The 21,765-nt window shown below is 70.8% G+C and carries 18 protein-coding genes and 1 pseudogene; 4 read left to right on the top strand and 15 right to left on the bottom strand.

Annotated elements, in window-relative coordinates; genetic code table 11:
• Positions 1-8: 8 nt before the first annotated feature.
• Entirely contained in the window at positions 9-377 is a 369-nt protein-coding gene (locus tag ELQ40_RS07105) for a hypothetical protein (RefSeq protein WP_127793058.1), read from the bottom strand.
• Complete coding sequence (truB, locus tag ELQ40_RS07100) at positions 374-1,363, bottom strand: tRNA pseudouridine(55) synthase TruB (RefSeq protein WP_127793057.1); 990 nt, start codon at positions 1,361-1,363, stop codon at positions 374-376. Before truB ends, ELQ40_RS07105 begins: the two co-directional genes overlap by 4 nt.
• On the opposite strand from truB, the gene ELQ40_RS07095 reads away from it, so the two are divergent.
• A complete protein-coding gene (locus ELQ40_RS07095) occupies positions 1,356-2,345 on the top strand; it encodes a ketopantoate reductase family protein (protein ID WP_127793056.1) in 990 nt (329 codons plus the stop codon). The two genes, truB and ELQ40_RS07095, sit on opposite strands and share 8 nt — an antisense overlap.
• A 141-nt stretch (positions 2,346-2,486) precedes the next feature.
• On the opposite strand, the gene ELQ40_RS19090 is transcribed toward ELQ40_RS07095, so the two are convergent.
• Positions 2,487-5,342: a hypothetical protein gene (locus tag ELQ40_RS19090; protein ID WP_240665985.1), complete on the bottom strand. Its 2,856-nt coding sequence runs from the start codon at positions 5,340-5,342 to the stop codon at positions 2,487-2,489.
• A gap of 264 nt (positions 5,343-5,606) precedes the next feature.
• Positions 5,607-6,203 (bottom strand): hypothetical protein, encoded by a 597-nt coding sequence (locus ELQ40_RS07085; RefSeq protein WP_127793055.1) that lies wholly within the window; start codon positions 6,201-6,203, stop codon positions 5,607-5,609.
• Between the two features lie 82 nt (positions 6,204-6,285).
• Here ELQ40_RS07085 and ELQ40_RS07080 point away from each other — a divergent pair, with 82 nt between their 5' ends.
• A complete protein-coding gene (locus tag ELQ40_RS07080; protein ID WP_127793054.1) occupies positions 6,286-7,170 on the top strand; it encodes an A/G-specific adenine glycosylase in 885 nt (294 codons plus the stop codon).
• 82 nt (positions 7,171-7,252) lie between these two features.
• Positions 7,253-8,161 (top strand): LysR family transcriptional regulator, encoded by a 909-nt coding sequence (locus ELQ40_RS07075; RefSeq protein WP_240665984.1) that lies wholly within the window; start codon positions 7,253-7,255, stop codon positions 8,159-8,161.
• Positions 8,162-8,217: 56 nt separating this feature from the next.
• On the opposite strand, the gene rbfA is transcribed toward ELQ40_RS07075, so the two are convergent.
• From rbfA to nusA, 4 genes and pseudogenes are all read right to left on the bottom strand, one after another.
• The gene (gene rbfA, locus ELQ40_RS07070) at positions 8,218-8,724 is read right to left on the bottom strand and encodes a 30S ribosome-binding factor RbfA (protein WP_127793052.1); all 507 of its coding nucleotides are present in this window, start codon (positions 8,722-8,724) and stop codon (positions 8,218-8,220) included.
• Between the two features lie 65 nt (positions 8,725-8,789).
• Positions 8,790-11,644, bottom strand: a pseudogene (gene infB, locus ELQ40_RS07065) (translation initiation factor IF-2).
• A gap of 41 nt (positions 11,645-11,685) precedes the next feature.
• On the bottom strand, positions 11,686-11,931 hold the full coding sequence (locus ELQ40_RS07060) for a YlxR family protein (RefSeq protein ID WP_127793051.1): 246 nt from the start codon (positions 11,929-11,931) through the stop codon (positions 11,686-11,688).
• A gap of 43 nt (positions 11,932-11,974) precedes the next feature.
• On the bottom strand, positions 11,975-12,973 hold the full coding sequence (nusA, locus tag ELQ40_RS07055) for a transcription termination factor NusA (RefSeq protein ID WP_127793050.1): 999 nt from the start codon (positions 12,971-12,973) through the stop codon (positions 11,975-11,977).
• Positions 12,974-13,161: 188 nt separating this feature from the next.
• Here nusA and ELQ40_RS07050 point away from each other — a divergent pair, with 188 nt between their 5' ends.
• Complete coding sequence (locus tag ELQ40_RS07050) at positions 13,162-14,664, top strand: sodium:alanine symporter family protein (RefSeq protein ID WP_127793049.1); 1,503 nt, start codon at positions 13,162-13,164, stop codon at positions 14,662-14,664.
• Between the two features lie 15 nt (positions 14,665-14,679).
• On the opposite strand, the gene ELQ40_RS07045 is transcribed toward ELQ40_RS07050, so the two are convergent.
• The 7 genes from ELQ40_RS07045 to ELQ40_RS07015 form a co-directional block, all read right to left on the bottom strand.
• Positions 14,680-16,446: a proline--tRNA ligase gene (locus tag ELQ40_RS07045; RefSeq protein WP_127793048.1), complete on the bottom strand. Its 1,767-nt coding sequence runs from the start codon at positions 16,444-16,446 to the stop codon at positions 14,680-14,682.
• Between the two features lie 90 nt (positions 16,447-16,536).
• Positions 16,537-17,667, bottom strand: coding sequence for a flavodoxin-dependent (E)-4-hydroxy-3-methylbut-2-enyl-diphosphate synthase (ispG, locus tag ELQ40_RS07040; RefSeq protein WP_127795181.1), 1,131 nt, complete (start codon positions 17,665-17,667; stop codon positions 16,537-16,539).
• A 71-nt stretch (positions 17,668-17,738) separates the two neighbouring features.
• Positions 17,739-18,542 carry a hypothetical protein gene (locus tag ELQ40_RS07035; RefSeq protein WP_127793047.1) on the bottom strand — a complete coding sequence of 268 codons (804 nt, stop codon included), beginning with the start codon at positions 18,540-18,542 and terminating at the stop codon, positions 17,739-17,741.
• Positions 18,543-18,599: 57 nt separating this feature from the next.
• A complete protein-coding gene (locus tag ELQ40_RS07030; protein ID WP_205649449.1) occupies positions 18,600-19,253 on the bottom strand; it encodes a CoA transferase subunit B in 654 nt (217 codons plus the stop codon).
• Position 19,254: 1 nt separating this feature from the next.
• On the bottom strand, positions 19,255-20,046 hold the full coding sequence (locus ELQ40_RS07025; RefSeq protein WP_127793046.1) for a CoA transferase subunit A: 792 nt from the start codon (positions 20,044-20,046) through the stop codon (positions 19,255-19,257).
• Positions 20,043-20,978 (bottom strand): alpha/beta hydrolase, encoded by a 936-nt coding sequence (locus ELQ40_RS07020; RefSeq protein WP_240665983.1) that lies wholly within the window; start codon positions 20,976-20,978, stop codon positions 20,043-20,045. Before ELQ40_RS07020 ends, ELQ40_RS07025 begins: the two co-directional genes overlap by 4 nt.
• Positions 20,975-21,721, bottom strand: coding sequence for a 3-hydroxybutyrate dehydrogenase (locus ELQ40_RS07015; RefSeq protein WP_127793044.1), 747 nt, complete (start codon positions 21,719-21,721; stop codon positions 20,975-20,977). Before ELQ40_RS07015 ends, ELQ40_RS07020 begins: the two co-directional genes overlap by 4 nt.
• Positions 21,722-21,765: the final 44 nt, after the last annotated feature.

Below are 21,765 nucleotides of genomic sequence, written 5' to 3'. Positions count from 1 at the left end.
GCGGGGACCTACGCCTGCTGCACGGTCCAGATCTGGAACATGCGGTAGACCATGACGGCGACCGCGAGTGCGGCGACGCCCAACACGACGGTGGACCAGCGGTTGCGTTCGAGCAGCGCCCAGAACGCCGCCGCCGGCGGTAGCAGCGCCGCCGAGACGAGGTACACCCAGAACTCGAGCACGCTGCCGGTCGGCGCGTTGCCGACGGCGGGCGCGACGACCGCCATCACCACCTGGCCGATCAGGAGCACCTCCACCAGCGCGAGCGCGCCGATCGTGAGGTCGCTCGGCAACCGGCCCGCGAAGCCGAGGACGAGGCAGAGCAGCCCCGCAGCGACCGCGACGCCGACCTGCACCCACGTGAACCACTCGATCACGACGCGTCCTCCCGCGGGAACCCGGTGACGACCTTGAGCTGCCCCGCCCGACGTTCGACGACGGCGACGAGCCGTTCGCCCCCGACGCCGCCACGGCCGATCGCGGCGATCGGCACGTCGCGAGGTGAGCCCTCGGGCGCCGGGATCCGCTTGCCATGGCCGAGGTCGACCGCGTCCTGCTCGCTCAATTCGATCGTGGTCATCGACCGGCGCGCAGCCTCCGCAGCCGGGAGCAGTGCGGCCGCGACGTCGAGGTCGCCGAGTTCCGCGGCATCCGCGACGTCGAACGCGCCGATGCGCGTGCGCCGAAGCGCCGTGAGGTGGCCGCCGACGCCGAGGTCGGTGCCGAGATCGCGAGCGAGCGCCCTGATGTACGTGCCCGACGAGCAGTCGACGCGCACGTCGAGGTCGATCGCACCGCCGTCGCGACGAACGTCGAGCAGGTCGAATGCCGCGACGGTCACCGCGCGCGCCGCGAGCTCGACCGCCTCGCCATCGCGCACCCGCTGGTACGCCCGCTTGCCGTCGACCTTGATCGCGCTGACCGCGCTGGGGACCTGCTCGATCGGGCCCGTGAGCTTCGCCATGCCGACCGTGATGGCGGCATCGTCGATCGCCCCGACGAGTTCGGCGGATGCCTCGGGCCCCGCCTCGCCCTCGGCATCGTCGGTCGTCGTGCTCCAGCCCAACCGGACGGTGGCCTCGTACGTCTTGTCGAGGCCGACGAGGTGGTGCAGGAGCCTGGTCGCGTGGTCCACGCCGATCACGAGGAGTCCGGTCGCCATCGGGTCGAGGGTGCCGGCGTGGCCCACCTTGCGGGTCCCGGCGAGCCGCCGCACCCTCGCGACGACGTCGTGGCTGGTCATCCCCTGCGGCTTGTCGACGAGGAGGATGCCGCTGTTCACGCCGTACAGGCTAACAGCCGGGCGCCCGGCCGCCGGCGCCCCGCGGTCGGTCGGAGGGCCGTAGGTTGGTGGGATGCGCATCGGGATCATCGGCGCGGGCGCGCTCGGATCGACGTTCGCGGCCCTGCTCGCGGCCGCCGGCCACGACGTGGAGATCGCGGCCCGCGGCGCCACGCTCGCCGCGATCCGTGAGCACGGCATCCGGCTGAGCGGCGGCTACGGCGACGTGATCGCGCGCGTCGACTGCGCCGAGCGCCTCACGCGACGGCCGGACCTGGCGCTCGTGTGCACCAAGGCGCAGGACGGCGCCGCAGCGATCGAGGCGAACGGGGCGCACCTCGACGGCACCGTCGTGGTGGTCGTCCAGAACGGCCTCGACGGGGTCGACATCGCCGCGAACCTGCTGCCGGATGCCACGAGCCTCGGCCTGCTCTCGATGATCGCGGCGAACCATTCGGAGCCCGGCATCGTTCGCGTCACGGCGACCGCCGAGAGCTACCTCGGACGCGGTGACGGACCGCCCGAGCCCGTCGCCGTCGACACTGCGGCGGTGCTCTCCGCGGCCGTGCCGGTGGTCGCGATCGAGGACTTCCGCGGCTCGCAGTGGACCAAGCTCGTCGTGAACATGCTCAACTCGATCACCGCGATCGTCGGCGTGCCCCTCGGGGCCGTCATCGCCGACGACGGACTGCTGCGCGTGCTCACCGCCTCGATGCTCGAGTGCGTGCGGACGGGTCTCGCACGGCGTGTCCGCTTCGGGTCGATGAACGGGCTCGACGACACCCTGCTCCGCCGGTTCGCCTCGGCGCAGCTCGACGAGGCGACCGCCGTGCCGGCCGGACTGGTGCGGCGGATGTCATGGGAGGACAATCGCGGATCGACGCAGCAGAGCATCCTCCGCGGACAGCCGACCGAGATCGACTTCCTCAACGGGGCTGTGGTCCGAGAGGCGGTCGCGGTGGGTCTGGACGCACCGGTCAATCGCGCGCTCGTCGGGCTGGTCCACGAGGTCGAGCGCGGCGGGTTCCTGCCTGCGGAGCGGGTTCGCGCGATCCTGGATTGATCGTGCCGCGGCGTCGGAGCGCTGCGCCGTGCGAGCGCGAGCCGGCGGCATGCGTGCCGCGGGACGAACCGAGTCGGTGGGACGCCGAAGGGGGCCCGGCGAACCGGACCCCCTTCGGGTCGCTGCGAGTCAGCCCTGGGCTCAGGCCTTCTTGCGACGGATGCGTGCGATCACGAGGAACGCGATGCCCGCGATCACGATGACCCCGGCGACGATCGCGATCGTCGTGCCGGCGAAGCCGGTGCTCGCGAGGCCGGTGCCGCCCTGCGGAGCCGCGGCGGGCTCGCTGCCGTCACCGATTCCGCCCGGACCGGTGGCGCAGTTCGGCGTCGCCGGCGGGTAGGCCAGGTCCACCGCGACCGACGGGTTGACGGCGAGCACGGCGCTCGTCACGTCGCGCGTCCATGCGAAGTTGTCATCGGTCTCGACCCAGAAGCCGTCGGCCGTCTGCTCCCAGCCCGGCCAGCCGGTCGCGTTGCCCTCGTCGTCGACGGAGGCCCCGGGCCACAGCGTCCGACCCGTGAGGGTGCCCTCCTCGGTGAGCTCGCCGAGCTCGATGACCTCGGAGTTCGTGCCGTCGCTCAGGGTGAGCGTCACGAGGCGGCTCTCGGACTGGCCGTCGGGGTCGTTCAGCACGACGTCGTAGGTGATCCACGGAACGTCGGCCTCGCAGACACCGGTCGCGAGCGAGCCCGTGAGGGTGGGCACGATGCAGTCGGCGTCATCGACGGCGTACTCCCACTTCGCCGTCGTGCCCTCGGGGAACGCGAAGCCGGGCTTCGCGGTTGCCGTCACGGTGATGACGCCCTCCGACTCCGACTGCTCCCAGTCGACCGTGTCGGTGTCCGTCGGAACCGTCAGCTCCTCGTTCTCGGGACCGCAGACGTCGGTGAAGCTCGGCTCGCCCTCGAGTTCGATGATGCAGGGGCTGTCGTTCACGGTGAAGGTCCAGGTGTCCTTCGCCCCCTCGGGGAAGGCCGATCCGGGCTTGGCCGTGGCCGTCACGGTGATGACGCCCGCCGACTCCGACTGCTCCCAGTCCACCGTGTCGGTGTCCTTCGGAACCGTCAGCTGCTCGTTGTCGGGACCGCAGGTGTCGGAGAAGGTGGGCTCGCCACCGACCTCGATGATGCACGGTTCGTCGTTGACGGTGAACGTCCACTCGCGCTTCGTGTCGGGTGCGAAGGCGAAGCCGTTCTTCGCGGTAGCCGTCACGGTGATGATGCCCTCCGACTCCGACTGCTCCCAGTCGACCGTGTCGGTGTCCTGCGGAACCGTCAGCTGCTCGTTGTCGGGACCGCACTTGTCCGCGAACGACGGCTCGCCGCCGACCGGCACGATGCACGGCCCGTCGTCGACCGTGAAGGTCCACTCGCGCTGCGCGCCCTCGGGGAACGCGTTGCCGGCCGTCGGCGTAGCGGTGACGACGATCGTGCTGCCGGTCTTCGACCACTCCCAGTCGACCGTCTCGGAGTCGGCCGGAACGGTCACGACCTCGTTGGCGGGCCCGCAGGTGTCCTTCACCGACGGCGTGCCGCCCACCGGGACGATGCAGGGCTCGTCGTTCAGCTCGAAGCGCCACTCGGTCTTGGTGCCGTCGGCGAATGCGTAGCCGGGCTTGGCCGTCGCGGTCACCGTGACGAAGCCGTCCGACTCGTGCTTCGTCCAGGCGACGCCATCGGTGTCGGCCGGAACGAACAGCTGCTCGTTGTCAGGACCACAGGTGTCGAGGAAGTCGGGTTCGTCCTCGAGGATGACCGGGCAGGGCGCGTCGTTGATCGGGAAGGTCCACGTCGTCGTCGTGCCGGGCGGGAGGGCGTATCCGGCCTTCGGGGCGACGGTCACGACGATCTGCGTCGGGCTGTACGTCGTGGTCCAGTCGAGCTCCGCGGTGTCCGTCGGCTCGACGAACTGGTGGTTCGCCGGACCGCACAGGTCGGAGAACGTTGGTGCGGGAGGAGGCGGGAGCTCGGTCGGCGGCTTCACGCAGTCGGGGTACTGGAGCAGCGACTGGTCGCCCTTGGCGGGAACGGTCTTCGTCTTCGGGAACTTCTTGAAGACATCCCACCACTCGTAGGTCACGTACTCGAAGGCTGCGTGGATGTCGCGACCGTGCGAATCGTGGTCGTCGGCGAAGTACCGGTCGATCGAGATGGCGAGCTTGTCGTAGTCCGTGCCGTTCCAGTGGCAGATCGTGACCGAGTCACCGCAGTCGATGCTTCCCGACCAGTGGTAGTTGGTGCCGCCGACCTGCGCCCAGACGACCGAGTACAGGTCGGGGTCCGGCCAGTTCGGATGTTCGGAGTACGTGAAGGTCTTCGTACCCGACCAGGTTCCACTGTTCTTGTGGAAGTTCAGCGTGAACTCCTTGCCGTCGGCCTTGAACCGGATGTTCACGTCGTTCGCCTGTCCGGCGGGGATGTCCTTCGGATAGACGACGGTCAGCGCCTCGCACGTCGGCGCGGCGTACTCCCAGTTCCAGTCGAACGGCTTGCCGCAGTCGCCCTTGAGCCCCTCGATCCGCCCGTCGGATCCCTTTCCGAATCCGTCCGACCACTTCGTGTACGCGTACACCCACGGGCCGTTGCCCTTGGTGTCGCCGGGGATCGACTCGGTGCCGAGGGTCAGCTTGACGTTGCCCTGCGAGGCGATCGGCCCGCGGTCCATGCCATTGGCGTTCGACGGCGTGCCCTGGAAGCTCGACGACCCGACGCGCCACTTCGTGGTGCCGGTCAGGTTGTTGCCGACGTTGGTCAGCTCGAGCGTGTAGGTGACGTCGTACTTGCCGGTCTGCGCATTGCAGACCGCGGTCGCCTTCAGGTCGCCGGTGTGCGCCGCGGCCGGGGCGACGGCACCCACGACGGTGAGCCCAGCGCCGAGCAGGACGGCGGCGATGGTCGACGCGACGCCGCGGACGAGGCGCCGTTCGCGGAACGGGGTGCGCTCGCGGCGCGCACCACTTGCACGGCGCGCGAGCCGCGCGCTGAGGATGCTCATGCTGTTGATCTCCTGGGGCCTGGCGGCGCGCCGAACCGGGAGTCGAGCGGACACGCACGCAGGCGGCGAGCGCCGCATGCACGGTCGCGACGCGCGCGAACGCACGGCGCTTCGGGTCGTTTCGGGGGTGGGGCTTGGGGGTTCGGTCGCCATGGGGATGGCAGTTGAGTCTCAGTATGGCGAAGAACGCGACCGATCCGCAGCCATTCGTCCACATCGATGCCGAATTGTCCCCACTTTTGGGGACTCCGACCACGAACCCGATCAGTCGCTGTAGGCCACGACAGGTCGCAGGGGGTCACGGAGGTCGACCGTCGCGGTGGCGATGGAACGCGGATCGCGTGCGGCATACGCGATCCGATCGGCGGCATCCGTCGGTTCCCCCTCGATCGCGAGGCCGACGTCCCAGAGTTCGGCGAGCCGCTCGCGCAGCACGAATCGACCGTCGATCAGCAGGATCGCGTCCTCGGGGCCGCTGCGCCACTTCGGCTCGACCCAGGCGTCGCGCACCGGATCGAACACGCGGGTGACGAACGCCGTCGATCCGCCCATACGGAACGGCTCGACGAGCACCCGCCGCAACGCCGACTCATCGAAGCCGTACCGGTAGTACCGCTCCGGGGTGTCCGCACCGAACGCGGCCTGGGCCTCGCGCGACCGGTGGAAGTCCTCCATCCGCGCCCGGAACACCGTACGACCGGCCTCCTCGAACACGTCTCGCAGGTCGTCGGCGAACGCCGACTTGCCGCTTCGCAACGGGCCGTCGACGGCCACGATCATCCGTCCGCGGCCGACGCGCGGCGCCAGCGCGTCGGCGAGGCCCCGTAGAGCGGTGACCCTCGGCGTCGTGACGAGTCGCATCCTCCGAGGCTACCGGCCGCACCCGCGGAGCGCCCGCACCCCGCGGCGCCCGCCTGCTCCGGAGCGCCCGTACCCTTGAGGGATGCCCGACGCGACCGCCTCCCCGTTCGCATCGGCCGTCGCCTCGTGGTTCGCGGATGCCGCGCGTCCCCTGCCCTGGCGGGCGGCGGAGATCTCACCCTGGGCGGTGCTGGTGAGCGAGTTCATGCTGCAGCAGACCCAGGCGGCACGGGTCGTCCCGTACTGGGAGGCCTGGATCGCCCGGTGGCCCACCCCGGCCGACCTCGCCTCGGAGCCGGCGTCCGAGGCGCTCCGCGCCTGGGAGCGGTTGGGCTACCCCCGCCGAGCCCTCTGGCTCCACGCCGCGGCATCCGAACTCGTGGAACGTCACGGCGGCGAGGTGCCCCGCGACCTCGAAGACCTGCTCGCGCTGAAGGGCGTCGGGCCGTACACGGCGCGCGCGGTGGCGGCGTTCGCGTTCGGCGACCGGCATCCCGTCGTCGACACGAACACGCGGCGCGTCATCGCCCGCGCGATCGACGGCGACGCGGTCGCACCGCCGCCCTCGACGGCGCGCGACCTTCCCGCGATGGAGGCGCTCCTCCCCCGCGACCGGAAGGCGGCCCACGCGTTCAACGCGGGCGCGATGGAGCTCGGGGCGACGGTCTGCACCGCACGCGCTCCCCGCTGCGGGGAATGCCCCGTCGCATCGCTCTGCGCGTGGCGCGCCGCCGGGTACCCGGCGCACACGGGTCCGCGGCGGCGCGCTCAGGCCCGGTTCGAGGGCTCGGACCGCCAGCTGCGCGGCCGGATCATGCGCGAACTGCGCGCCGCGCACCGACCGGTCGCACGCACCGAACTCTCGACGCTCGACGGCGACGGCGACCGGATCGACCGAGTGCTGGCGACCCTCGTCGCCGACGGCCTGGCCACCGCCGAGCCTGACGGATACCGACTCCCGGACTGACGCGCGGGCGGCGCGGGGCAATGCGCCGGCCGCGGCGCCGCCGACGTCACCGACCCGCGCGTGCTGTGCCATCATGCAGAACGTGATCTCAGCGCCGAGGCCGACCCCCAGTCCCGACGACCTGCTCGTGCTGCTCGCGGTCGCGCGCGCCGGCCGGTACACCTCGGCTGCCGCAGAACTCGGGCTGAACCACACCACTGTGGCCAGGCGGATCGAGGCCCTGGAGGCGGCGCTCGGCGGCCGCGTCCTCTCGCGCGGGGCGTCCGGGTGGGTGCTGACGGCGCTCGGCGAGCACGCGCTCCGCGCCGCCGAGGGCATCGAACAGGCGATGCGTGCGCTCGACCCCGCCTCCGCGGCACTCGCGGGGACGGTGCGGCTGTCGGCGACCGACGGCTTCAGCGGGTTCATCGCGGCGCCCGCCCTCGTCGCCGTGCGCGACGAGCACCCGCAGGTGTCGCTCGAGATCGTCGCGGCGACACGGCGGGCGGCGCAGCAGCGCGTCGGCGTCGACCTCGAGGTCGTCGTCGGGCGGCCGCACGTGCACCGCGCGGAGGCGACCCACCTCGCCGACTACGTGCTGGGCACCTACGCCAGTCCGTCGTACCTCGAGCGGCACGGGCGGCCCGACACCCCGGCGCACCTGGCGGAGCATCCGCTGATCTACTTCATCGAGTCGATGCTGCAGGTCGACGCACTGGACGACGCGAGGAACGCGATCCCGCAGATGGCCGACTCCGTCGCGAGCACCAACGTGTACGTGCACGTCGACGCGACGCGCGCGGGCGCCGGCATCGGACTGCTCCCGGCGTTCCTCGCCGACCGCCACGACGACCTCGTGCGGCTCTTCCCCGACGAGGTCGAGGCACGACTGCCCTACTGGCTCGTGAGTCGCCCGGAGGCCCTGCGCCAGCCGGTCGTCCTCGCGTTCATCGCCGCCATGCGACGACGGATCGAGGAGGTGCGGCCGGCCCTGCTCGGGCTGCCCGGCTGATTCCGAGCGAGCTCAGGGCAGGGGTGGATCGGACCGCCGATGCGATCCAGTGCGGCTCAGCGCGAGCCGCCGGCCTCCGCGTCGTCGGCGAGGTCGGATGCCTCGTCGTCGAACTCGTCCCAGTCGTCGTCCTCGTCGTCGAGCTCACGCGGCTTGACGTACGGGTCGGCGTCGCCGGCGTACTCGGCCGTCGACGCGAGCGCCTCGGTCTCCTCGTCGCGCGCGCGAGCCTCGCGCAGCAGCGCCGAGATGTGCTCCGCGTTCTCGGGGATCGCGTCGAGGATGAACTCGAGCGTCGGGGTGAGCCGAGCCGTGATGTTGCGCCCGACCTCGCTGCGGAGCATCCCGGTCGCCGCGCGAAGGGCCGCCGCCGAGTCGCGGCGCTCCTCCTCGGTGCCGTACACGGTGTAGAACACCGTCGCATGCTGCAGGTCGCCGGTCACCCGGACGTCGGTGATCGTCACGAAGCCGAGTCGAGGGTCGCGCAGGCCCTTGTCGAGGCGTCGCGCGACGATCTCCTTGATGCGGTCGGCCAGTTTCCTGGCCCGCTGCGGATCAGCCATGGCGGATCACCCCTTCGGAAGGTCGAGGACGGGGGCGGCGACGTTGCGCCGCCCCCGTCGGGTACTCAGACGCGAGGCTTCTCGCGCATCTCGATCGTCTCGATCTCGTCGCCGACCTGGATGTCGTTGTACTTGCCGAGGCCGATACCGCACTCGAAGTCCGTACGGACCTCGGTGACGTCGTCCTTGAACCGACGCAGCGACTCGATGGCCAGGTTGTCGGCGATGACGACGCCGTCGCGGATGACCCGGGCCTTCGCGTTGCGCGTGATCGTGCCCGACCGGACGATGACACCGGCGATGTTGCCGAACTTCGAGGAGCGGAACACCTCGCGGATCTCGGCGACACCCGACTGCACCTCTTCGAACTCGGGCTTGAGCATGCCCTTGAGCGAAGCCTCGATGTCGTCGATCGCGTTGTAGATGACGTTGTAGAAGCGCACGTCCACGCCCTCGCGGGCGGCACGCTCGCGCGCCTTGACGTCGGGGCGGACGTTGAACCCGATGACGATCGCGTTGTCGATCGTCGCCAGGTCGATGTCGCTCTCGGTCACGGCGCCGACACCGCGGTGGAGGATGCGCAGCTGCACCGAGTCGTCGACCTCGATCTTCATCAGGGACTCCTCGAGCGCCTCCACGGCACCCGACACGTCGCCCTTGATGATGAGGTTGAGCGCCTCGACCTTGCCCTCTTCGAGCGCACGCGTGAAGTCCTCGAGCGAGATCCGCTTGCGGGCCTTGGCCAGCTGGGCGTTGCGCTCGGCGGCTTCGCGCTTCTCGGCGATCTGGCGGGCGGTGCGGTCCTCGTCGGTGACGAGGAACGTGTCACCGGCGCGCGGAACGCTCGAGAGGCCCTGGACCTGCACGGGGCGCGACGGGGTCGCGGCCAGCACCGGGTCGCCGTTCTCGTCGGCCATGGCACGAACACGGCCGTAGGCCGTTCCCGCGACGATCGCGTCGCCGACCTTGAGCGTGCCCGACTGGATGAGCACGGTCGCGACGGCGCCGCGGCCCTTGTCGAGCTTCGCCTCGATCGCGACACCGCGCGCGGCCTTGTTCGGGTTCGCACGCAGGTCGAGCCCGGCGTCGGCGGTCAGCAGGACCGCGTCGAGCAGGTCCTGGATGCCGATGTTCTCGCGGGCCGAGACGTCGACGAACATGACGTCGCCGCCGTACTCCTCCGCGACGAGCCCGAACTCGGTGAGCTGCTGGCGCACCTTCGCCGGGTTCGCGTCGGGCTTGTCGATCTTGTTCACCGCGACCACGATCGGCACGTTCGCCGACTGGGCGTGGTTCAGCGCCTCGATCGTCTGCGGCATGATGCCGTCGTCGGCCGCGACCACGAGGATCGCGATGTCGGTCACCTCGGCACCACGGGCACGCATGGCGGTGAACGCCTCGTGACCGGGGGTGTCGATGAAGGTGATCGCGCGGTCGATGCCCTCGTGCTCCGTGTGCACCTGGTAGGCACCGATGTGCTGCGTGATGCCGCCGGCCTCGCCAGCGATGACGTTCGCGTTGCGGATCGCGTCGAGCAGTCGCGTCTTACCGTGGTCGACGTGACCCATGACGGTCACGACCGGCGGACGCTGCTCGAGCACGTCGTCGCCCTCGTCCTCCAGCTCGGCATCGAGGTCGATGTCGAAGCCCTCGAGGAGCTCCTTGTCCTCGTCCTCGGGCGAGACGACCTGGATCTTGTAGCCGAGCTCGGCGCCGAGCACCTCGAAGGTGGCCTCGTCGAGCGACTCGGTCGCAGTGGCCATCTCACCGAGGTGGAAGAGCACCGTGACGAGCGAACCGGGGTTCGCATCGATCTTGTCGGCGAAGTCCGAGATCGAGGCGCCGCGACGCAGTCGGATGACCGTGTTGCCGTCGCCGCGGGGCACGCTCACGCCGCCGAGCGACGGAGCCTCCCGCATCTCGAATTCCTGCCGCTTCGTCCGCTTCGACTTGCGGGCCTTCGACTTGCCGCCACCGCGGCCGAACGCGCCGGCCGTGCCGCCGCCGGGGCCGCGACCACGGCCGCCGCCGCCCGCGGGACGCGGGCCGCTGAAGCCGCCGGGACCGCCTGCGCCGCCGGGACGGAAGCCACCGGCACCCGCGCCGGCACCGGCGCCGCCGGGACGACCGGGACCGCCGGGACGGCCTGCACCGCCGGGCGCGCCGGGACGGAAGCCACCGGGGCGCGGGGCGCCGGGGCGCGGCGCACCCGGACGCGGGGCACCCGGACGCGGCGCCTGCGGGCGCGGGATGTTGCCGGGGCTGGGTCGCTGGCCCATGCCCTGCGAGCTCGAGAACGGGTTGTTGCCCGGGCGGGGCTGCGCCGGACGCTGGCCCATGCCCTGCGAGCTCGAGAACGGGTTGTTTCCCGGGCGCGGGGCGCCGGGCTTCGGGCCGCCGGCGGGACCGCCGGCGGGGCGCGGGGCGCCGGGCTTCGGGCCGCCCGCCGCGGGCTTGGCCGCGTCGGAGGCCGGCTGCGCGGGGGCCGCGGCAGACTTCTCGGCCTCGGCCTTCTCGGCAGCCTTCTCGGCCTGCGCCTTCTCGGCCTGCGCCTGGCGCTCGGCGACGGTCATCGGGGCGTCGGCGACGGGTGCCGCGGGCGCCTCCTCGGCAGGGGCGCCGTGGGCGCGGGCTTGGGGCCCGGCTTGGGCGCGCCGGGGCGCGCCGGCTTCGCCGCGGGCGCAGCGGCCGGGGCCGCCGCCTTCGCAGCGCCGTCGGCCTCGAGCGCGGCCTTCAGCCGGCGGGCGACGGGGGGTTCGATCGAGGACGACGGGCCCTTGACGTATTCGCCCATCTGCTTGAGCTTCTCGAGGGCGACCTTGGTGTCGACCCCGATCTCGCTCGCGATCTCGTGTACGCGTGGTTTCGCAGCCACAACTCTCCTGTTCCGGGTCTGCACCCGGACAGGGGCAGACGTCATTGGTGGACGGGACTCATTTCGAGCCGCTCATGAGTGATCCATCAGCCGATCAGCCTGTTCTCTACTTCACTGGTGTCCAGCTCTCCGCGGGTGCGGAGCGCACGCCCGAAAGCGCGTCGCCGCTCGGCGAGCCGGAAGCATTCCAGCGTCGGATGCAGCCACGCACCTCGACCCGGAAGCACAGCCGACACGTCGGTGATGAGCTGGGATTCTCGGACGACGACCCTCAAGAGCGAGGATCGCGGGGCGCGCGAACGGCATCCTATGCACGTTCTGACGGGTTCCATCCTACACCTCCGACGCGACCCGGTCGGGACCGCGTCCGCGCACTCAGGCCTGGTCGAGCACCGAGTCGGGCTGGATGTCGATCTTGGCTCCTGTGAGCTTGGCAGCCAGTCGGGCGTTCTGGCCCTCCTTGCCGATCGCGAGCGACAGCTGGTAGTCGGGAACGAGGGCACGCACGGCGCGCATCGACTCGTCGATGACGAACGCGCTCGTGACCTTCGCCGGCGACAGGGCCGAGGCGACGAACGTCGCGAGGTCGTCCGACCAGTCGACGATGTCGATCTTCTCGTTGCCGAGCTCTGCGGTCACCGCGCGCACGCGCTGCCCGAGCTCGCCGATGCACGCGCCCTTGGCGTTGACGCCCGGCTGGTTCGCGCGGACGGCGATCTTCGACCGGTGGCCGGCCTCACGGGCGAGCGACACGATCTCGACGACCCCCGACGCGATCTCGGGCACCTCGAGCGCGAACAGCTTGCGGACCAGGGCCGGGTGGGTGCGCGAGACCGTGATCGACGGCCCCTTGGCCCCCTTCGCGACGCTCGTCACGTAGACGCGGATGCGCTGGCCGTGGGGGTACTCCTCGCCGGGCACCTGTTCCTCGGGCGGCAGGATCGCCTCGACCGTGCCGAGGTCGATGTGGATCATCCGCGGGTTCGGGCCCTGCTGGATGACGCCGGCGACGATGTCGCCCTCACGGCCCCGGAACTCGCCGAGCACCGCGTCGTCGGCGAGATCGCGCAGGCGCTGGTTGATGACCTGCTTGGCGGCGAACGCCGCGATGCGGCCGAAGTCGCTCGGGCTGTCCTCGACCTCGCCGATGACTTCGCCCTCTTCGTCGAGTTCGGGGACGAACACCGAGACGTGGCCGGTCTTGCGGTCGAGGTGGGCACGCGCCCCGTTCGGGTTCGCGTGACCGTGCTGCGCCGGGTTGGTGTGCTTGAGGTACGCCATCAGGATGGCCTGCTCGATGATCTGCACCAGTTCGTCGAACGGGATGTCCTTCTCGCGCTCCATCATGCGAAGCACGGTGAGGTCGATTTCCACGACGGCCTCCTCTATTCAGCTCTCAGTCCGCGTCCCCGCCGGGCGGAACACTCAAGAGTATCCGATGCCGCGCCGAGTCGGGACCGGCCCGGCGCGGGAGCCGGGGCGGGCAGGGGCACCGGCGGACGATCGACGGCTTCAGCCGAGCAATGCTCGGATCGGGACGCGATCGGCCCGATACTGGGGCGATGGACGCTGTGAACGAGTTCGTGCTCTCCGCCGGCGACGGGCTGTGGACCTGGATCGTGCTTCCCGTCGTCGCAGGCCTCGGCATCTACTTCACGATCCGCTCCGGCGTCGTGCAGTTCCGACTCATCCCCGAGATGTTCCGCACCCTCACCGACAAGACGCCCCGCGACGCCGACGGCGAGCCGCAGTCGGTCTCGGCGTTCCAGGCGTTCACGATCTCCGCGGCGTCGCGGGTCGGCGTCGGCAACATCGCGGGTGTCGGTACGGCCATCGCGATCGGCGGACCCGGCGCGGTGTTCTGGATGTGGCTGATGGCGTTCATCGGCGGCTCGTCGAGCTTCGTCGAATCGACGCTCGGGCAGCTGTTCAAGGTCAAGGACGCCGACGGCTTCCGCGGCGGACCCGCGTACTACATGGAACGGGGGCTGAAGGCGAGGTGGATGGGCATCCTCTTCGCCATCATCCTCATCGTCTGCTTCCCGTTCGCGTTCTCGTCGCTGCAGGCGAACACCATCTCGGCGACCGTGTCGTCGACGGTCGCGCCCGACGGAGCGCCCGTCTGGATCGGATGGATGGTCGGCGCCATCCTCGCGGCGCTCACCGCACTCGTCGTGTTCGGCGGCGTCCGCCGCATCGCCTCCGTCACCCAGGCGGTCGTGCCCCTCATGGCGCTGCTGTACCTGCTCGTCGGGCTCATCATCGTCGCCATGAACATCACCCGGTTCCCCGAGGTGTTCGCGTCGATCTTCACGCAGGCTTTCGGGTTCAACGAGGTCGTCGGCGCGACCCTCGGCACCATCGTGCTGACGGGCGTCAAACGCGGCATGTTCTCGAACGAGGCCGGTCTCGGCTCAGCGCCCAACGCCGGGGCGAGCGCCGCGGTGACCCACCCCGTCAAGCAGGGACTCGTCCAGACGCTGGGCGTCTACTTCGACACGTTCCTCGTGTGCTCGATCACGGCGTTCATCATCCTCGTCTCGGACCCCGACCTCGCGACCGCCGAACGCGGCATCGGCCTGACCCAGTCGGCGATCGTCGCGAACCTCGGCCCATGGGCGAGCATCCTGCTCAGTGTCATCGTGTTCCTGCTCGCCTTCAGCTCGATCCTCGGCAACTACTACTACGGCGAATCCAACATCGAGTTCATCACCGAACGCCGGTCGGTCCGCACCGCATACCGCCTGCTCGTGGTGCTCGCGATCTTCATCGGCTCGATCGCATCGGCCGATCTCATCTGGAACACCGCCGACGGCATCATGGGGCTCATGGCGCTCGTGAACCTCGTCGCGATCGGCCTGCTGTCGGGCGTCGCGTTCAAACTCCTGCGGGACTACACCAGACAGCGGCGCGAGGGTCGCGATCCCGTGTTCACCCGTGCGCTGCTCCCCGGCGTCGACGGCATCGAATGCTGGGTCGACGAGGCATCCGTCACCGGCCCGATCGACGTCGCCACGGCACGCAGGCAGTCTCGCAAGCACCGCGACCACCTGCACGAGGGCTGAGCCGGCGACGCGTCCTCAGCCGCGCAGCGCCGCGACCACGCCGTCGATCGGCACGGTGACCCGCTCGCCCGACTTCCGGTCCCAGACCTCGACCACGCCCTCGGCGACGCCGCGACCGGCGATGACGATCTTCGGCATGCCCAGGAGCTCGGCGTCGGCGAACTTCACGCCCGGCGAGAGCTTGGGCCGGTCGTCGAAGAGCACGTCGTAGCGCTCGGCCTCGAGATCGGCGACGATGCGCTCGGCCGCGTCGAACGCCGCCTGGTCCTTGCCGGTGGCGAGCACGTGCACGTCGAACGGCGCCACGGACTCGGGCCAGATGAGGCCCTTGTCGTCGTTGTTGAGCTCGGCGATGATCGCGAGGATCCGGGTCACGCCGATGCCGTACGAGCCCATCGTGACCGTCGCGAGCTTGCCGTTCTCGTCGAGCACCTTCAGGCCGAGGGCCTCGGCGTACTTGCGGCCGAGCTGGAAGACGTGGCCGATCTCCATGCCGCGCGCGAGGTGCACGGGGCCGGAGCCGTCGGGTGCCGGGTCGCCCTCGCGCACGTCGGCCGCCTCGACGAAGCCGTCGGCGACGAAGTCGCGACCGGCGACGAGGCCGAACACGTGCTGCTCGTCGAGGTTGGCGCCGGTGATCCACTCGGTGCCGTCGACGACGCGCGGGTCGAGGAAGAAGCGGATGCCGGTCGACGACTCGGCGCCGAGCACGGCGCCGTCGGGCGACCAGGGTCCGATGTAGCCCTTGACGAGGCCGGGGTGCTTCGCGAAGTCGGCCTCGGTCGCGGCCTCGACCTCTGCGGGCGCGAAGGCGACCTCGACGCGCTTGGCCTCGATCTCGCGGTCGCCCGGGATGCCGACGACCACGAGCTCGCGCGTGCCGTCGAGGTGGGTGAGCGCGAGCACGACGTTCTTCAGCGTGTCGGCGGCGGTCCACGCGCGACCGTCGGGCCGGGGGTACTCGGCGTTCGCCAGGTCGACGAGCGTCGCGATCGTCGGGGTGTTCGGCGAGGGCAGCACCGCGGGCTCCGGCAGGCCGTCGAACGGGATCGACTCGGGCACCACCGTCGTGAACGCCTCGACGTTCGCGGCGTAGCCGCCGTCGGAGCGGACGAACGTGTCCTCGCCGACCGGGGTCGGGTGCAGGAACTCCTCCGATTTCGATCCGCCCATCGCTCCCGCGTCGGCCTTCACGATCACGTACTCGAGGCCGAGCCGCGTGAAGATCCGCTCGTACGCGTCGCGCTGCGCCTGGTACGAGGCATCCAGGCCCGCGTCGGAGACGTCGAACGAGTACGCGTCCTTCATCGTGAACTCGCGTCCGCGCAGGAGGCCCGCGCGGGGGCGCGCCTCGTCGCGGTACTTGTCCTGGATCTGGTAGATCGTGAGCGGCAGGTCCTTGTACGACGAGTAGAGGTCCTTCACGAGCAGCGTGAAGACCTCCTCGTGGGTGGGTGCGAGCAGGTAGTCGCCGCCCTTGCGATCCTGCAGGCGGAAGAGCGCGTCGCCGTACTCGGTCCACCGGTTCGTGAGCTCGTACGGCTCTCGCGGCAGCAGCGCCGGGAAGTGCACCTCGTGCGCACCCGCGGCCGTCATCTCCTCGCGGACGACCCGCTCGATCTTCGCCTTGACCCGCAGGCCCAGCGGCAGCCAGGCGAACACGCCCGGCGCCTGGCGCCGGATGTAACCGGCGCGCACAAGCAGCTTGTGGCTCTGGACCTCGGCGTCGGCCGGGTCTTCACGGAGCGTGCGGAGGAAGAAGTTCGTCAGGCGAGTGGGCACCGGACGATTCTACTGACGCCGAGCGGATGCCTCCGACGCAGTCGCCTGCGCGCTGCGACCGGCCCGCCCGACGCTGCGGATTCGACCGCGCTACGCCGTGACGACCGTCGGCGCACCGACCGAGGCATCCGGACCCATCTCGTCGGCGATGCGGTTCGCCTCTTCGATGAGGGTCTGCACGATCTCGGACTCCGGCACCGTCTTGATGACCTCGCCCTTGACGAAGATCTGGCCCTTGCCGTTGCCGGATGCGACGCCGAGGTCGGCCTCACGGGCCTCGCCGGGCCCGTTGACGACGCAGCCCATGACGGCGACGCGTAGGGGCACGGTCATGCCCTCGAGGCCGTCGGTCACGTCGTTGGCGAGCTTGTAGACGTCGACCTGCGCGCGCCCGCAGGACGGGCACGACACGATCTCGAGCTTGCGTTCGCGCAGGTTCAGCGACTGGAGGATCTGGAGGCCGACCTTGACCTCCTGCGCGGGCGGGGCCGACAGCGAGACGCGGATGGTGTCGCCGATGCCCTCGCCGAGCAGGATGCCGAACGCCGTCGCGCTCTTGATCGTGCCCTGGAACTCGGGGCCGGCCTCGGTGACGCCGAGGTGCAGCGGCCAGTCGCCGCGCTCGGCGAGCAGGCGGTACGCCTTCACCATCACGATCGGGTCGTTGTGCTTGACCGAGATCTTGAAGTCGTGGAAGTCGTGCTCCTCGAACAGGCTCGCCTCCCACACCGCCGACTCGACGAGCGCCTCGGGCGTGGCCTTGCCGTACTTCTGCAGCAGGCGCGGGTCGAGCGATCCGGCGTTCACGCCGATGCGCAGCGAGACACCCGCGGCCTTCGCGCGCTTGGCGATCTCGCCGACCTGGTCGTCGAACTTGCGGATGTTGCCCGGATTCACGCGCACCGCGGCGCATCCGGCGTCGATCGCGGCGTAGACGTAGTTCGGTTGGAAGTGGATGTCGGCGATGACCGGGATCTGGCTCTTCTTCGCGATGATCGGCAGCGCCTCTGCGTCGTCGCGGCTGGGCACGGCGACGCGCACGATGTCGCAGCCCGACGCCGTCAGCTCGGCGATCTGCTGGAGGGTCGCATTGATGTTCGTCGTCGGCGTCGTGGTCATCGACTGCACGCTCACCGGGGCGTCGCCGCCGACGAGCACCTTGCCCACCTTGATCTGGCGCGACTTGCGTCGGGGGGCCAGGACTTCGGGGACCTTCGGCATTCCGAGATTCACAGCAGGCACGTGATCGAGTCTACTTCCGTGTCGCTGGGCGCCGACCGCGAACGGATGCGTCAGGCACAGCCCTCGGCTTGGGCGTACGGTGCGCCGATCCACGGAACGACCTCGGATCCGGGCGCGTCGATCGACCACCAACCGCCCAGGACGACACCGAAGTCCCGCGGCGACCCGTCCTCGGACTCGAGCGACTCGATGTCGACGATCGGCCCATCGCAGGACCAGCCCGGGTTCGGGTTGCCCGTCACCTCGTACTCCGGCCACGGGATTCCTGCGGTGACGCCAGTCGGCGTCGTGAGACCGAGGCCTTCGAACTGCGCTTCATCGAAGTAGACGGCGAATCGTGGCCACACGAGCCGGTAGTCGTACTCAGCGCGTCTCGACTCGTCGTAGTGGCGCTCGTCGATTTCGACGGCGTCGCCCCAGGTGTGCCGGACGCCGGACGGGGCGTGGTTGGTACCGGCGTACGGTTCCGATCGCGGCGGCGACCCGAACACCTTGGTCAACGCCTCGATCGCCAGGGCGGGTTCCTCGAGATACCCGAACTCTGCGACCGTGGTCCCTGCTTCGTCGACCAGGCTCAATCGATCCGCGCTGATCATCAGACGCGCGGTGCTCAGCAGCGGGTCGACCGGCTCGGGCGTCGGCGTCGGCGTCGGGCTCGGGGCAGGCGTCACCGGTGCGGCCTCTGGCGTCCGCGTCGGAGTCGGCGCAGGTGCGACGCATCCGGTCAGCAGGAGGGCACTGGCGAGCGCGACGGCGGCGAAGGCGCCGACTCGACGGAATCGGGTCATCGGACTCCAGACATGGCGAGGGCGGCTGTTCGCGCCGCTACCACCATCATCGGGGCAGCGCCGCACCCCTCGATGCCGCGTTGCATCACAGTTCCGCATCGAGCGACCCGGCGGCCAGCTCGGTCAATCGCCCGCCGAGGCGACCCCACGCGTGTCGAGCGGCGGCTCGGTCGCCGCGACCACCTCATCGACGGTGACACCGGGCGCGACCTCGACGAGCACGAGCCCGTCTGGCGTCACGTCGATGACGGCGAGGTCGGTGATGATGCGGTCGACCACTCCCCTGCCGGTCAGCGGCAGCGAGCACTCGTGCACGATCTTCGGCGAGCCGTCCTTCGCGACGTGTTCCATGAGCACGATGCGCCGCCGGGCGCCGTGCACCAGGTCCATGGCGCCGCCGGGGCCCTTCACCATCTTCCCGGGGATCATCCAGTTCGCGAGGTCGCCGGTCGCCGACACCTGCATCGCGCCGAGGATCGCCGCGTCGACCTTGCCGCCGCGGATCATGCCGAAGCTCGTGGCCGAGTCGAAGAACGCGGCGCCCGGCAGCACGGTCACGGTCTCCTTGCCGGCGTTGATGAGGTCGGGGTCGACCTGGTCCTCGGTCGGGTACGGGCCGACGCCGAGGATGCCGTTCTCGGACTGCAGCACGACCGTGACGCCGTCGGGCACGTAGTTCGGCACGAGCGTCGGCAGCCCGATGCCGAGGTTGACGTACGAGCCGTCGGCGAGTTCGCGCGCGGCGCGCGCGGCCATCTCGTAGCGGGTGAGTGCCATGTCAGTTCGCCTCCGTGGTGTCGGCTGCCTGGCGCACGGTGCGCCGCTCGATGCGCTTCTCGATGTCGGGGCCGACCTCGACGATGCGGTCGACGAAGATGCCGGGCAGGTGCACCCGGTCGGGGTCGATCACTCCGGGCTCGACGAGCTCCTCGACCTCGGCGATGCACACCCGGCCTGCCATCGCGGCGAGCGGCGAGAAGTTGCGCGCCGACTTGTCGAACACGAGGTTGCCGTGCCGGTCGCCCGCGAGCGCGTGCACGAGCGCGAAGTCGGTCGTGATCGCCTCCTCGAGCACGAACTCGTGCTCCTCGCCGCGCACCGAGAACGTCTGCACCGGCTTCGCGGGGCTCGCGACGGCGATCGAGCCGTCGGCGGCGTACCGGCGCGGCAACCCGCCCTCGGCGACCTGCGTGCCGACGCCCGTCTGCGTGAAGAACGCCGCGATGCCCGAGCCGCCGGCGCGCAGCTTCTCGGCGAGCGTGCCCTGCGGCGTGAGCTCGAGCTCGAGCTCGCCCGAGAGGTACTGCCGCTCGAACTCCTTGTTCTCGCCGACGTACGACGAGGTCATCTTGCGGATCAGTCCGGCACCGAGCAGCAGCCCGAGGCCCCAATCGTCGACGCCGCAGTTGTTCGAGACCACCGACAGGTCGCCGACCCGGCGTTCCAGCAGCGCCTGGATCAGGATCGATGGGATGCCGCAGAGGCCGAACCCCCCGACCGCGAGCGAGGCGCCCTCCGGGATGTCGGCGACCGCCTCTGCGGCAGTCGGCACGGTCTTGTCGAGTGTCATGAGGCGACCTCCTCGTCGTCATGGGCGGATGCCGCGGCGGTGGCCGCGGTCAGACGGGACTCGAGCACCGGGATGACGTGCGCGAGTCCGTCCGCACTCATGATGATGCTGTAGTGGTTGACGTCTCGCACCTCCCGGATGCGGAGCGCCGGAAGCAGGGTCGCCCACTCCTCGGCGATCCCGGGTGCGTAGAGGCCCTGGGGTTGGTCGAGCAGCCCGCGTTCGGCGCGGAGGAAATCGATCGGCACCGCGATCTCTGCGAGCGCATCGGAATAGCCGGCGGAGCCGTCCAGTTCGAGCGCGTTCACGGCGATCGCGTCGGGGTTCGCCGACGACCGCAGCTCCGGCGCCGCGCCGTCGAGGTCGTACCGCACGTACGCCTCGACAGCGTCGTTCCAGTACGGTCCGATGCCCGGATGCTCCCGCCAGAAGGCGAGGTAGTCGTCGGCGGACGCGAATCGCATCCGCAGCCGCGCAAGCGCGGGCCCGAGCACGGCCGCGGCGACCTGCTCGGCCGGAATGCCCTCAGGCGGCTCGAGCGGCAGGCCGCCGTCGATCAGCACGAGCGAATCCACCCGGTCGGGGTGCCGCTCGGCGAACCGCACCGCCACGAACCCGCCCATCGAATGCCCGGCGACGACCGCGCGCTCCACGCCGCGGACGTCGAGCAGCCGCGCGAGGTCGTCGGCATGGTCGACGAGGCCGAACGGGCCGGGAAGCGCGTTGCTCCGCCCGCGTCCGCGGAGGTCGGGGGCGACCACGCGGACGCCGTCGAGCGCCTCCGCGGCGAGGCTCCACGCCCGGTGGTTCGCGGTGATGCCGTGCACGCCGAGCAGTACGGGGCCGGAGGCATCCGCCCGCCACTCGCCGCCGGCGAGCACGCCGCCCGAGGGTGCGTCGGCCGAGGCCACGAAGGTCTCGTACCCGGTCATCGTGCGCTCCATCCGCCGTCCATCGTGTAACTCGCGCCGGTCACCATACGCGCGTCGTCGCCCGCGAGCCAGAGCGCGAGGCTCGCGACCTCGGAAGGCTCGACGAGCCGCTTGATCGCCGCCTCCGTCAGCATCACCCGGGGAACGACCTCGTCCTCGGAGATGCCGTGCAGGCGGGCCTGGTCGGCGATCTGCCGTTCCACGAGCGGGGTGCGCACGTACCCGGGGTTGATGCAGTTCGACGTCACCCCGTGCGCGCCGCCCTCGAGGGCCGTGACCTTCGACAGCCCCTCGAGGCCGTGCTTGGCGGCGACGTAGGCGGACTTGTACGGCGACGCCCGCAGGCCGTGCACGCTCGACACGTTGACGACCCGGCCGAAGCCCCGCTCGTACATTCCAGGCAGGGCCGCCCGGATCAGCAGGAACGGCGCCTCGAGCATGACCCGGAGCAGCAGCGAGAACCGCTCGGGCTCGAACTCCTCGATCGGCCGGACGTGCTGCAGGCCGGCGTTGTTGACGAGCACGTCCGCGTCGAGCGCCAGGTCGGCGAGCGCGGCGATGTCGGAGAGGTCGACGGCCCAGGCGGCGCCGCCGAGGCGATCGGCGGCGCTCGACGCGGCATCCGCATCGACGTCGGCGATCGTGACGTGGGCCCCTGCCGCGGCGTACGCCTCGGCGATCGCGAGTCCGATGCCGCCGGCGCCGCCGGTCACCAGGGCGCGGCGTCCGGTGAGGTCGGTCATGAGGGTCCTTCCGCTCGGGTCGGTCGATGGTGTCGGTCGCAGGT

Origin of the sequence: Agromyces sp. LHK192 (assembly GCF_004006235.1) — a bacterium.
Classification (GTDB): Bacteria; Actinomycetota; Actinomycetes; order Actinomycetales; family Microbacteriaceae; genus Agromyces.
This window is presented reverse-complemented; position numbering and strand designations above follow the sequence as displayed.